The organism is Actinomadura madurae (assembly GCF_047130825.1).
Classification (GTDB): domain Bacteria; phylum Actinomycetota; class Actinomycetes; order Streptosporangiales; family Streptosporangiaceae; genus Spirillospora; species Spirillospora madurae.
Genome location: NZ_CP083237.1, coordinates 3,188,273 through 3,200,265, shown reverse-complemented (window position 1 = coordinate 3,200,265; position 11,993 = coordinate 3,188,273). Strand labels below are relative to the sequence as shown.

At 71.8% G+C, this 11,993-nt stretch carries 13 protein-coding genes; 9 read left to right on the top strand and 4 right to left on the bottom strand.

The window, feature by feature from the left end:
• Positions 1-121 precede the first annotated feature (121 nt).
• The 4 genes from K8Z49_RS14455 to K8Z49_RS14440 all read right to left on the bottom strand — a co-directional run bounded on the left by K8Z49_RS14455 (position 122) and on the right by K8Z49_RS14440 (position 2,870).
• Positions 122-811: a class I SAM-dependent methyltransferase gene (locus K8Z49_RS14455; protein WP_412519198.1), complete on the bottom strand. Its 690-nt coding sequence runs from the start codon at positions 809-811 to the stop codon at positions 122-124.
• Positions 812-848: 37 nt separating this feature from the next.
• Positions 849-1,598: an SDR family NAD(P)-dependent oxidoreductase gene (locus tag K8Z49_RS14450; protein WP_412519196.1), complete on the bottom strand. Its 750-nt coding sequence runs from the start codon at positions 1,596-1,598 to the stop codon at positions 849-851.
• A gap of 81 nt (positions 1,599-1,679) precedes the next feature.
• Positions 1,680-2,261: a TetR/AcrR family transcriptional regulator gene (locus tag K8Z49_RS14445; RefSeq protein ID WP_412519194.1), complete on the bottom strand. Its 582-nt coding sequence runs from the start codon at positions 2,259-2,261 to the stop codon at positions 1,680-1,682.
• A gap of 33 nt (positions 2,262-2,294) precedes the next feature.
• Positions 2,295-2,870 (bottom strand): hypothetical protein, encoded by a 576-nt coding sequence (locus K8Z49_RS14440; RefSeq protein ID WP_021595638.1) that lies wholly within the window; start codon positions 2,868-2,870, stop codon positions 2,295-2,297.
• A gap of 543 nt (positions 2,871-3,413) precedes the next feature.
• Between K8Z49_RS14440 and K8Z49_RS14435 the strand changes: the two genes are divergently transcribed.
• The 9 genes from K8Z49_RS14435 (at position 3,414) to K8Z49_RS14395 (ending at position 11,929) form a co-directional block, all read left to right on the top strand.
• On the top strand, positions 3,414-4,418 hold the full coding sequence (locus tag K8Z49_RS14435) for a methionine ABC transporter ATP-binding protein (RefSeq protein ID WP_111829731.1): 1,005 nt from the start codon (positions 3,414-3,416) through the stop codon (positions 4,416-4,418).
• Positions 4,415-5,071, top strand: a complete 657-nt coding sequence (locus K8Z49_RS14430; RefSeq protein ID WP_075024330.1) for a methionine ABC transporter permease — start codon at positions 4,415-4,417, stop codon at positions 5,069-5,071. The genes K8Z49_RS14435 and K8Z49_RS14430 overlap by 4 nt, the downstream gene beginning before the upstream one ends.
• A gap of 20 nt (positions 5,072-5,091) precedes the next feature.
• Positions 5,092-5,907: a MetQ/NlpA family ABC transporter substrate-binding protein gene (locus K8Z49_RS14425; RefSeq protein ID WP_412519191.1), complete on the top strand. Its 816-nt coding sequence runs from the start codon at positions 5,092-5,094 to the stop codon at positions 5,905-5,907.
• Between the two features lie 87 nt (positions 5,908-5,994).
• The gene (locus tag K8Z49_RS14420; RefSeq protein WP_021595632.1) at positions 5,995-6,966 is read left to right on the top strand and encodes an STM4015 family protein; all 972 of its coding nucleotides are present in this window, start codon (positions 5,995-5,997) and stop codon (positions 6,964-6,966) included.
• Positions 6,963-7,916, top strand: a complete 954-nt coding sequence (locus K8Z49_RS14415) for an STM4015 family protein (protein ID WP_412519189.1) — start codon at positions 6,963-6,965, stop codon at positions 7,914-7,916. The genes K8Z49_RS14420 and K8Z49_RS14415 overlap by 4 nt, the downstream gene beginning before the upstream one ends.
• Positions 7,913-8,995: an STM4014 family protein gene (locus K8Z49_RS14410; RefSeq protein ID WP_021595630.1), complete on the top strand. Its 1,083-nt coding sequence runs from the start codon at positions 7,913-7,915 to the stop codon at positions 8,993-8,995. Before K8Z49_RS14415 ends, K8Z49_RS14410 begins: the two co-directional genes overlap by 4 nt.
• Positions 8,983-9,783, top strand: a complete 801-nt coding sequence (locus tag K8Z49_RS14405; RefSeq protein WP_181663074.1) for an STM4013/SEN3800 family hydrolase — start codon at positions 8,983-8,985, stop codon at positions 9,781-9,783. Before K8Z49_RS14410 ends, K8Z49_RS14405 begins: the two co-directional genes overlap by 13 nt.
• Positions 9,780-11,075 (top strand): STM4012 family radical SAM protein, encoded by a 1,296-nt coding sequence (locus K8Z49_RS14400; RefSeq protein ID WP_412519186.1) that lies wholly within the window; start codon positions 9,780-9,782, stop codon positions 11,073-11,075. Before K8Z49_RS14405 ends, K8Z49_RS14400 begins: the two co-directional genes overlap by 4 nt.
• Positions 11,075-11,929 (top strand): STM4011 family radical SAM protein, encoded by an 855-nt coding sequence (locus tag K8Z49_RS14395; RefSeq protein WP_412519184.1) that lies wholly within the window; start codon positions 11,075-11,077, stop codon positions 11,927-11,929. The genes K8Z49_RS14400 and K8Z49_RS14395 overlap by 1 nt, the downstream gene beginning before the upstream one ends.
• The last annotated feature ends 64 nt before the right edge of the window (positions 11,930-11,993 follow it).

The window sequence follows — 11,993 nt, the reverse complement described above, 5'->3', positions numbered from 1 at the left end:
GCTCCGGCTCGCCTTGCGGCTCGCTGCGCGATCAGGGTCTCGCTTCGCTCGCCCCTGCCTTCGGACGCGATCGCAGGCGTTGAGGTCGTTGCGTGGTTGCGGCGGTGGCTGGGGCTGTTGTTCAGCGGCGGGCTAGGACTAGGGAGCCTCTTTTGGTTACGGGGAGGGGGGTGTTGAGCTGGGTGGCGGCCTCGGCCGCCTGGGGGCGGGGGACGTGGCGGGCTATCAGGTAGTCGCGGACGGCGGCCGGGTCGGGGAGGGTGAGCAGCGGGGCGTCCCAGCGCTCCACCTCGACCTCGCCGAAGACCTCGCAGACGCGGGCCGGGGCGTCCTCGGCGTCGAACGTGGTCGGCTCGGGGCGCCAGACGGGGGCCAGTTCGGGGCTGTCGGTGCGGCAGATCGCGGTGACCAGCAGCAGCCCGCCCGGGGCGAGGACGCGGCGGGCCTCGCGGAGCGCGCCGCGCGGATCGTCCAGGTGGTAGAGCATGTTGAGGGCCACGGCGGCGTCGAACGTGCCGTCCCGGAACGGCAGGCGCAGCGCGTCCGCCTGGACGCGCGGGGACGGGTGGGTCCGCAGCAGGACGCCGGACGCGTCAAGGCCCACGAGCCGGAACGGCGGCGGGTGGGGGAGCGCGCCGGCGAGGGCGCCCTCCCCGCAGCCGATGTCCAGGACGCGGGACGCGCCCGAGTGCAGCAGCTTCGAGGCGATGTGGTCGTGCAGGCTCCGCGCCCCGATCAGGTACCTCCTGGTGACCCTGGCGGCCAGGCGGAAGCGCTCCGGGTCGGAGTCGTAGTCGGGTGTGAGGGCCATGCCGTGAGTCTGCCCGATGAACCGCTCCGAAAGCGTGTCAGGCGGTGACGCCGCCGTCGACGACGAGGTCGTGCCCGACCACGTGGGACGCGGCGTCCGACGCCAGCCACAGGATCGTCTCCGCCACCTCCGAGGTGTCCGCCACGCGGCCGGACGGGGCCGACGCGCGCATCCGCTCCGCCCGGTCGGCCGGGGTCTCCCCTGGGCGGAGCGACATCGGCGTGTCGCTGGCTCCCGGGCTGACGGCGTTGATGCGGATGCCGTCGGCGATGTGGTCGAGGGCGGCCGTGCGCGTCAGGACGCCGACGCCCGCCTTGGACGCCGCGTACGCCGCCAGCCCGGGGCGGCGCCCGTGCGAACCGATGTTGGACGAGACGTTGACGATCGTCCCGCCGCCGTGGGCGCGCATGTAGGCGACCTCGTGCTTCAGCGAGAGGAACGTGCCGGTCAGGTTGGTCGCGAGGACGGTGTCCCAGGCGGTGGTGTCGATGTCGGCGACGGGACCGGCGCCGGCGAGGATCCCGGCGTTGTTGACCGCGACGTGCAGGGCGCCGTGGCGCGCGGCGACCGTCTCGACCATCCGGGCGGTGGAGGCGGGGTCGGTCACGTCCGCGACGACGTGGTCGGCGTGATCCGGGCCGATCTCCTTGACGGCCTCGGTGAGGGTCGTCGCGTCGCGTCCGGCGAGGACGACCGTGGCGCCCTCGCGGGCGAACGCCCGAGCGGTGGCGCGGCCGATGCCGCCCGCGCCGCCGGTGATGAGGACGACGGCGTCCCTGAATCGCATGGTGGGCTCCGAATACCAGATCGATCGTTCTTGAATGAGAGTCGAAGGAAGCCCCAGCGGGGGCGGCGGGGCGGTGGTCGGTCAGTCGAAGAGGGCGATGGCCTGGTGGGTCGCGTCCCGGAGGCGGTTGTCGTCGGCCGGTGCGCGCCCGAGGACGCGCATGCCCTGGAAGAGGACGAGCAGCAGGCGGGCCAGCGCCCGGGGGTCCTTGCCGGGAGGCAGCTCTTCCTGGGCCCGCGCGCGCATCAGGGCGGAGGTGAGCGACGCCTCCAGGAAACTCCAGCTCGCCTCGACGAGGCGTGCGGCGTCGGCGTCGTGCGCGGCCAGTTCGACGGCCGTGTTCACGACGAGGCAGCCGCGCCGCGGACGGTCGCGCCCGGATTCCTCGGCGAAGCGCTCGATCAGCTCCCGCACCGCCGGCAGCACGGGACCGGGGCGCGACAGCGCCTCGGCGATCTGCGGGTCCGTGAGCTGGAGGTAGCGTTCGAGGGCCTTCAAGTACAGCTCGTGCTTGCCGCCGAACGTCGCGTACAGGCTGGCGCGGGCGACGCCGAGGTGGGCCACGAGGTCGGCCATGGACGTCGCCTCGTACCCGCGCTCCCAGAACAGCTCCAGGGCCCGCTGCAGCACCGCGTCCGGGTCGAACTCCTTCGTCCGCGCCATGGCACGGACCTTAGACCGTTCCAGAACGAACGGTCAAATATCGGCCTTGGGGTGCGCCGCGACGAACGGGCGGTCGAGGTCGAGGGCGTCCAGGACGGACCCGTCGGCGGCCAGCGCCTCGACGACCGGGCCGCGGCGGGCGCCCCACACCACCACGACGTGCCCGTGCTCCGGGACGTCCAGGATCCGCTTGCCCACCCGGACCCGCACGACCTCCGCCGAGGCCCGCAGCCGCGCCTCGTTCACCCACTTGGCGCCCCACGGCAGCAGCCGGTTGGAGTTGCGGACCGTCCGGCCGGAGCCGTACTTCAGCAGGTGGCGCCCCATCTCGCCCGATGAGCGCCGCGCCAGCGGCTCGGCGGGGGCCGACCCGCCGGCGCCGCCCAGCTCCCGCCACTCGCCGTCGCGGCGATGGAACGTCCAGCCCTCGATGAACGCGGACGCGGCGTCCCCCCACTGGTGCAGGAACGTGACGACGGCGACGTCGCCGTCCATGTCGAGCCCGAGCGGAAGGAAGTCCCGGCCCTCCTCGAAGGCGGCGGGAGCGGGGACGGGGAGGCCGTCCCTGAGGAGCCGCATGCACTCCTCGTGCACCTCGTGGTCGTTCATCTGGGGGACCTCTGATCATGCAGGCAGGGCAAAGGGCCCTCTCGCGAGAGGGCCCCCACGTGGCACTCACTCTAGAGGTCCGGCTCGTCTGGTTTCACCCGTCTGAGGTACTCCCGTCAAGGCTTTGCCATCCGGACTTCATCCTCTGGACGATCTTGTGCTCACCCGCGCGGCCAGGGCACTCGCCGCCGGGGAACGGAGAGCGATCGGTGTCACACCGGATGGATTTGCGGTCAGCGGCGTAGAGCCGGTTAACTGCTGACATGCCTTCCGTACGCCCGTGCCGCGAGCACCGCCCGCCCATGCCGCGGGCCATGCGGCGTACGTGTTGCCGGCGAATGTGTGACCGCTGAGGGCCCCTGCCTGAGCCTCGCGCCCCGAAGCGAGCCCGTCCCGACACCCGAGTCACGCATGAGCATCGAACGCCATCTGCTGGGCCACGCGCCGTACCCGCCCGGTCTCTCCTGAGCGCCCCGCGCCGCCCGGCCCCGTCCTGATCCACGCCGCCCGTCCGGTGGCCCCCGTCCGCATGGGTGATTCCCTGTGATTCAGATCGAAAAACTGCGTAAGGTCCACCGCGACCGAGGCCGCGAGGTGACCGCCGTCGACGGCGTCGACCTGGCCGTCGCCGAGGGCGAGGTCTTCGGCGTGCTCGGCCGCAGCGGCGCCGGCAAGAGCACCCTGCTGCGTTGCGTCAACCTCCTGGAACGTCCGGACGAGGGCCGCATCGTGGTCGACGGCCGGGACCTGCTGGCCCTGCGCGGCGGGGAGCTGCGCAGGGCGCGCCAGGGGATCGGCATGATCCACCAGCACTTCGGCCTGCTCGGCAGCCGGACGGTCGCCGGGAACGTCGCGTTCCCGCTGGAGGTCATGGGCGTCCCGCGCGCGGAGCGGGCGCGCCGGGTCGCCGAGCTGCTCGACCTCGTCGGGCTGACCGAGCACGCCAGGGCCCATCCGGCGCAGATCTCCGGCGGGCAGAAGCAGCGCGTCGGCATCGCCCGCGCGCTGGCCGGACGCCCCAAGGTGCTGCTGTCGGACGAGGCGACGTCCGCGCTCGACCCGGAGACGACCGCGTCGATCCTGGAGCTGCTGCGCGACCTCAACCGGCGCCTCGGCCTCACCGTCCTGCTGATCACCCACGAGATGGACGTGGTCAAGCGCATCTGCGACTCGGCCGCGGTCATGCGGGACGGCAGGCTCACCGAGTCGGGACCCGTCCGCGGGCTGCTCGCCCGGCCCGGCTCCGAGCTCGCCCGCGGCCTGTTCCCGCTGCCGCCGGCCGAGCCCCGCGACGGCACGACCGTCATCGAGGTCACGTTCACCGGCGAGGCGACCGGGGAGCCGGTCGTGTCGGCGCTGGCCCGCAAGTACTCGGTCGACGTCAACATCCTCGGCGGCGCCGTGGAGAGCGTCGGCGGCGAGCGCGTCGGCCGGCTCCAGCTCGAACTGCCCGGCGACCCGTCGCTCAACGCCGCCCAGCTCGCGTTCCTGCGCGAGTCCGGACTGGCCGTGGAGCTGAAGAACCCCCCACAGGAGGACGCCCGATGAGCTGGGACGAGGTCATGCCGCTGCTGTGGCCGGCGACCGTGGACACCCTCTACATGACCGGCGTCGCGACGCTGCTCACCGCCGCCTTCGGGCTGCTGCTCGGCGTGCTGCTGGTGGTGACCGAGCGCGGCGGCCTGCTGCCCGCCCCGCCGCTCAACGCGGTGCTCGGCGTGGTCGTCAACGTCGGCCGCTCGCTGCCGTTCCTGATCCTGATGGTGGCGATCATCCCGTTCACCCGGATCGTCGTCGGCACCAGCATCGGCAACGCCGCCGCGATCGTCCCGCTGACCGTGGGCGCCATCCCGTTCTACGCCCGGCTCGTCGAGATCGCGCTGCGCGAGGTCGACCCGGGCGTGCTCGCCGCGGCGGACGCGATGGGCGCCACCCGCCGGGAGATCGTCGGCAAGGTCATGCTGCGCGAGGCGCGGCCCGGCCTGGTGTCCGGCCTGACCGTCACCGTCATCGCGCTGATCGGCTACACGGCCATGGCCGGGACGGTCGGCGGCGGCGGGCTCGGAAATCTCGCCGTCGTCTACGGCTACGAGCGCTTCGAGACCAAGGTCATGGTCGCGACCGTGGCGCTGCTGATCGTCCTGGTCCTGCTCATCCAGGCCGCGGGGGACCTCGTCGCCCGCCGCCTCACCCACAGGTAACGCACAGAAGGGCACTCCTCGTGCTTCGCAAGATCACCACCGCGCTGGCCTCCGCCCTGCTCCTCGCGGGCCTGACCGCCTGCGGCTCGTCGTCGGCGTCGGACGACCCGGACGCCCCGCTGAAGGTCGCGGTCAACCCCGTCCCGCACGGCGACATCCTCACCTACGTGAAGGACGATCTCGCGGGCAAGGCCGGCCTCGAACTCGACATCGTGACCTTCAACGACTACCAGCAGCCGAACACGGCGCTGAAGGAGAAGCAGGTCACCGCCAACTACTTCCAGCACGTGCCGTTCATGGAGGAGTTCGAGAAAAAGGCCGGGACGAAGCTGGCGTTCGTCGCGCCCGTCCACCTGGAACCGCTCGCCGTGTACTCCAAGAAGGTGAAGGACCTGCGGGCCGTCCCGCAGGGCGCGACCGTGGCGGTCCCGAACGACCCCGCCAACGAGGGGCGCTCGCTGAAGCTGCTCGCCGGCAACGGCCTGCTCACCCTCAAGCCGGGCGCGCCCGCGAGCGCGACCGAGCGGGACATCGCGAGCAACCCCAAGGGCCTGAAGTTCAAGCCCCTGAAGGCCGCGCAGCTGCCCCGCTCGCTGGAGGACGTCGACCTGTCGGTGATCAACGGCAACTACGCCATCGAGGCCGGGCTGGCGCCGAACAAGGACGCGCTCGTCGCGGAGAAGGCCGAGGGCAACCCGTACGCCAACGGGATCGTCACGCTGCCGGAGAACAAGGACGACCCGCGCGTGAAGAAGCTCGTCCAACTGCTCCAGGGGCCGGAGGTCAGGAAGTACGTCGAGGACAAGTACAAGGGGTCGGTGCTGATCGCGTCCTGAGCCGGTGATCCCTTCCGCGCGGAAAGCGGCGCCGGATGTCCGCCCGTCCTGATAGGACATGTGCCGACGATCTCGCGAAAGGGAACCATGAGCGTATACGAGCACCTTGAGGAGTACTTCGGCCTGCCGGTGGCCACGTTCAACGAGGACACCGGCGCCGAGGAGGAGGACGACGACGGGGCCGGGTCCGGTCCGGTCGCCGGAGCGGACCTCCCGCCCGCGGGCGAGGTCGCCTGGTTCGTCGGGACGTCCTTCGACGAGGAGGGGTTCGGTGACGTCTTCGCCCGGTTCCTGAAGACCGTCGACACCACCGAGATCACCGCGTTGATCATCGGGTACTGGGGCGCGTCCTACGACGACGGCGTCGCCGACCCGGTGGCGCTGCTGACCGAGGCGGCCGCGTCCTTCCCGAAGCTGCGGGCCCTGTTCCTCGGGGACATCACCGGCGAGGAAGCGGAGATCTCCTGGATCGAGCACTCCGACATCACGCCCCTGTTCGCCGCGTTCCCCGGCCTGGAGCGGTTCGACGTGCGCGGTTCCCAGGGGCTCGTCCTCGAACCGGTCGGCAGCGAGCGGCTGAAGGTGCTGCGGTTCGAGTCGGGCGGGCTGCCGGCCACGATCGTGCGGGCCGTCGCAGCGAGCGATCTGCCGAACCTGGAGCACCTCGACCTGTGGCTCGGCGAGGACGGCTACGGCGGTGACACGACCGTCGCCGACCTGGCGCCGCTCCTGAGCGGCGAGCGGCTGCCCGCGCTGCGCCACCTCGGCCTTGAGGACAGCGAGATCGAGGACGAGATCGCGGCGGCCGTCGCGGGCGCGCCCGTGGTGGCGCGGCTGGAGTCGCTCAGCCTGGCGATGGGCATCCTGACCGACCAGGGCGGGGAGGCGCTGCTGTCCGGCCAGCCGCTCACCCACCTGCGCAGGCTCGACCTGCACCACCACTTCCTGTCCGATGCGATGGTCGAGCGGGTGCGGACGGCGCTGCCGGGCGTCGAGGTCGACCTGGACCACCAGGAGACGAACGACACCGACTGGCACTACATCGCGGTCTCCGAATGATCCAGGAGCGGCTCTCCACCTTCGCGGGCCTGCCCGTGCACACCTTCGACGGCGAGCCGGACGGCCCGCTGCCCGCGCCGAGCGACGTCGCCTGGGGCGTCTACCACCACGTCGCCGACAACGGCGTGTGGGGCGCGGAGGTCCCGGAGAACCTCGGCCTCTTCCTGGAGACGGTCGACACCGCGAAGGTCACCCACCTCGTCATCGGCTTCTGGGGGTTCGATCCCGAGGAGTTCTCCCCGGTGGACTGGCTGGTCGGCAACGCCGGGCGCCTGCCGAACCTGCGGGCGGTGTTCCTCGGTGACATCCTCGACTGGGACCTGCACATCTCCTGGATCAAGAACGGTGACATCTCGCCGCTGTTCGAGGCGTACCCGGGCCTGGAGCACTTCGAGATCCGCGGGGCGTCGGACCTGCGGTTCGAGCCGATCCGCAGCGAGCGGCTGAAGGTGCTGCGAATCGAGTCGGGCGGGCTGCCGGCCGAGGTCGTCCGGACGGTGATGGCCGGCGACCTGCCCGCCCTGGAGCATCTGGACCTGTGGATCGGGTCCGAGTGGTATGCCGGGTCGTCGGAGGCCGACGACTACGCGCCCGTCCTGACCGGCGAGCGTTTCCCCTCGCTGAGGCACCTCGGCCTGGAGAACGGCCCGTTCCAGGACGAACTGGCGGAGGCCCTCGCGAGCGCACCGGTCGTCCCGCGGCTGGAGTCGCTCAGCCTGGCGATGGGGATGCTCAGCGACCGGGGCGCCGAGGCGCTTCTGGCCGGGCAGCCCCTCACCCACCTGCGGAAGCTTGATCTCCACCATGCCTTCCTGAGCGAGCCGATGGTGGAGCGGCTGAAGGCCGCCCTGCCGGGCGTCGAGCTCGACCTCCGCGACGCGGTGGGCAATGCGGAGTGGGTCGGTGACGAATGGGCCTCAAGCGCCCTCTACGTCGCGGTGTCGGAATGACGTTCGCGGTGGTCGGGACGCCCGGCGACCGGCGTCCCGCGCTGTTCGCGCGGGCGTGCCGTTCCGCCGGGTTGCCCGAGCCGCGGCTCATCCCCTGGACGGACGTGCTGAGCGGTGCCCCGCTCGCCTTCGAGGCGGGCGACAAGGTCCGCATCGACTCGCCGGGTGAGGATCCCGCGGCCGACGCGCTGCTGCGCGGTCCCGGCGAGCCCGCGCGGGTGGGCGGCGGGGCCCGCTGGCACCGGACGTTCACGGCCGCTCTGCGCCGCCTGGCGTCGTCGGCCGCGGCGTCCGGGGCGTGGATCCTCGGTGACGTCGAGGAGATCGGGGTGATGTTCGACAAGCGGCGCTCGCACGCCCGCCTGCTGTCGGCCGGGGTGCCCGTCCCGGCCGCCCTGTCCGATGTCGACGGGTACGCGGCGCTCCGCTCGCGGATGGACGAGGCGGGGGAGCGGCGGGTGTTCGTGAAGCCGGCGCACGGCTCGTCCGCCTCCGGGGTGGTCGCCCTGCAGACCGCTCCGGGCCGGGTCAGGGCCGTGACGTCGGCGTTCATGGCGGGGGACCGGCTGTTCAACTCCCTTCGCGTGCGCTCGTACGAGACCGAGGAGGAGGTCGCGGCGCTGATCGACCTGCTCGCGCCGGACGGCCTGCACGTCGAGCGGTGGCTGCCGAAGGCCACTCTCGGCGGGCGCGTGTTCGACCTGCGCGTGGTCGTCGTCCACGGGGAACCCACGCACGCGGTCGTCCGGACGAGCCTTTCCCCGATGACCAACCTGCATCTGGGCGGTGCCAGGGGAGATCTCGGCGCCGTGCGGAGCGCGCTGGGGGAGAACGGCTGGCGCCGGGCGCTGGACGTGTGCGCGCGGGCGGCGGCCTGCTTCCCGTCCAGCCCGATGGTCGGGGTCGATCTCCTTGTGGGGCACGGGCTGAAGCGGTTCTCGGTGTGCGAGGTGAACGCCTTCGGCGACCTGCTCCCGGGTCTGACCGGCTTGCCCGGAAGCTCCGCCGAGGGGCTCGATACCTATGCTGCCCAGGTCAAGGCCGTCTTGCCGGAGATCGTCACCGCATGTACGACATGAACGAGGTCATCGGCAGCCACGACGTGCTGCTGGTGACCCTCGACACGCTGCGCTACGACGTGGCGGCCGAACTCGCCGCGTCGGGCGGGACGCCCACGCTCACCGGGCTCCTGCCGGGCGGCCGCTGGGAGCGCCGCCACACGCCGGGCAGCTTCACCTACGCCGCGCACGCCGCGATGCTGGCCGGGTTCCTCCCGACCCCCGCGTCGCCCGGGCCGCATCCGCGCCTGTTCGCCGGAGCGTTCCCGGGCAGCGAGACCACCGCCCCCGGCACGTGGACGTTCGACGCCGCCGACCTGCCGTCCGGTCTCTGCGCGGCCGGCTACCACACGGTCTGCGTGGGCGGCGTCGGGTTCTTCAACAAGCTGACGCCGCTCGGTTCGGCGCTGCCGTCGCTGTTCGCGGAAAGCCACTGGGAACGCGCGTTCGGCGTCACCGATCCGGACGCCCTGCCCAACCAGATCGACCGCGTCGCCGACATCGTGGCGCGGCAGCCCGCCGAGCGCCGCCTGTTCCTGTTCCTGAACGTCGCGTCCCTGCATCAGCCCAACTGGTTCTACCTGGACGGTGCGGCAAGCTCGGACGGCGACACGCGCGCGAGCCACGCCGCTGCGCTCCGGCATGTCGACACCCATATCGGCCGGTTGTTCGAGCTGATGCGCCGTCCTTGTTTCGTCATCGTCTGTTCCGACCACGGGACGGCGTACGGGGAGGACGGCCATGTGGGTCACCGCATCGGCCACGAGGTCGTCTGGACCGTTCCTTACGGGGAGTTCGTTCTGTCGTGAAGCCCTACCAGGGGTACGTGTACGCGTACCCGCACAAGACCGCCTACCATCCGCTGCGACCCGCGCCCGCCCTCCGGGACGTGTGGGCGGGGGAGCGGCTGGACGCGCTCTTCCTCTACCTGCACGTGCCCTTCTGCGAGATGCGGTGCGGCTTCTGCAACCTCTTCACCCGCACCGGTGCCCCCGACGAGCTGACCGGTGCCTACCTGGACGCGCTCGACCGGCAGGCCACGAGCGTCCTGGACGCCCTGGACGAGGGCGGGCGCGACGGACCGGTGTTCGCCACCGCGGCGTTCGGCGGCGGAACCCCCACCTACCTCACGGCACCCGAACTGGAACGGCTCTGCGACATCGCCGGACGGTTCGACGGCTTCGGCTCTGGTCCGCTGGGCGTGGAGACGTCCCCGGCGACCGCCACCACGGACCGGCTGACCGTCCTCGCCGACCGCGGGACGACACGCGTCTCCATCGGAGTGCAGAGCTTCCTGGACGAGGAGGCGCGTGCGGCCGTCCGCCCGCAGAAGCGCGCCGAAGTGGAGGCCGCGCTGGACCGGATCAGGGCCGTCGGCTTCCCGACCCTCAACATCGACCTCATCTACGGCATCGACGGGCAGACGCCCGCGACATGGACGCAGTCCCTGGACGCCGCCTTGGCGTGGCGTCCGGAGGAGGTCTACCTGTACCCGTTGTACGTCCGTCCGCTGACCGGCCTGGGACGCCGGGCCCGCGATTGGGACGACCAGCGCCTCACCCTCTACAGGATCGGACGTGACCACCTTCTGGCCGAGGGCTACGAGCAGGTGTCGATGCGCATGTTCCGGCTGCCCTCCGCTGACGCGGGTGGGACGGAGTACTGCTGCCAGACGGACGGAATGGTCGGGCTGGGATGCGGGGCTCGCTCCTACACGTCGCGCCTGCACTACTCCTTCGAATACGCGGTCGGAGCCGGTCAGGTGCGTTCCATCATCGACGACTACGTGCGCGAGACCGACTTCACCACCGCCCGTGTGGGTTTCGAGGTGGATGACGAAGAGCGCCGGCGCCGGCATCTCATCCAGTCCCTTCTGCAGGCAGAGGGGATGGACCGGGACGCCTACCGTGCACGCTTCGGCTCCGACCCATTGGACGACTTCCCCGCCGATCTCAAGTCGTTCGCAGACCGCGAGTGGCTGGAGACGTCCGAAACCACAGTGCGACTGACACCGGAAGGGCTCGCCTACTCAGATGCCATCGGCCCGGCCCTGTTCTCGTCCCGTGTCCTAGCGTTGATGGACTCCTACGAGGCGCGGTGATGGAACACCTGACGATCCTCTACCGGGGGCCGCTCGCGAGCTGCGACTACGACTGCCCGTACTGCCCCTTCGCAAAGCGCCGCGACACACCGGAGCAACTCCGCGCCGACCGTGCCGCGCTCGAACGCTTCACAGAGTGGGTCGCCGAGTGCGACCATCGCATCTCCGTCCTGTTCACGCCGTGGGGAGAGGGACTCGTACGGTCCTGGTACAGGCGCGCCCTCACCGAGCTGAGTCACCTTCCGCACGTCGAACGGGTCGCGATCCAGACGAACCTGAGCCACCGCGGGTCCTGGACGGACGGCGCCGACCTCACGCGGCTGGCGCTGTGGGCGACCTACCACCCCGGCCAGGTCCCGTACGAGCGGTTCCTGGGCAAGTGCCGCGACCTGGCGGCCCGCGGCGTTCGCTTCAGCGTCGGGATCGTCGGGCAGCCCGACCACCTCGGCGCCGCCCGCCGCCTGCGCGCCGACCTGCCGGACGGAACCTACCTGTGGGTCAACGCCGCCGAGGGACGCGTCTACGACGACGCCGAGGCAGCGTCCTGGACGGAGATCGACCCGCTGTTCCCGGTGAGCCGCCGCCCGCACGCCAGCCGCGGGCTCCCGTGCCGGACCGGCGACAGCGTCGTGTCGGTGGACGGCGACGGCACGGTGCGCCGCTGCCACTTCGTCCCGTCCGTGCTGGGCAACCTCTACGACGGCTCGTTCCGGGACGCCCTGGCGCCGCGCCCCTGCCCGCTGGACACCTGCGACTGCCACATCGGCTACGTCCACCTCGAACCGCTGGGCCTCTACGGCACGTTCGCCGGAGGCGTCCTGGAACGCATCCCCGCCCTGCTCGGGCAGGCTTGACCCCTCCGGCCCTCGGGCTGCCGGCTCGGCCCCGGCGGCCGGGCGTCGGCCCGAGCCGGTCATC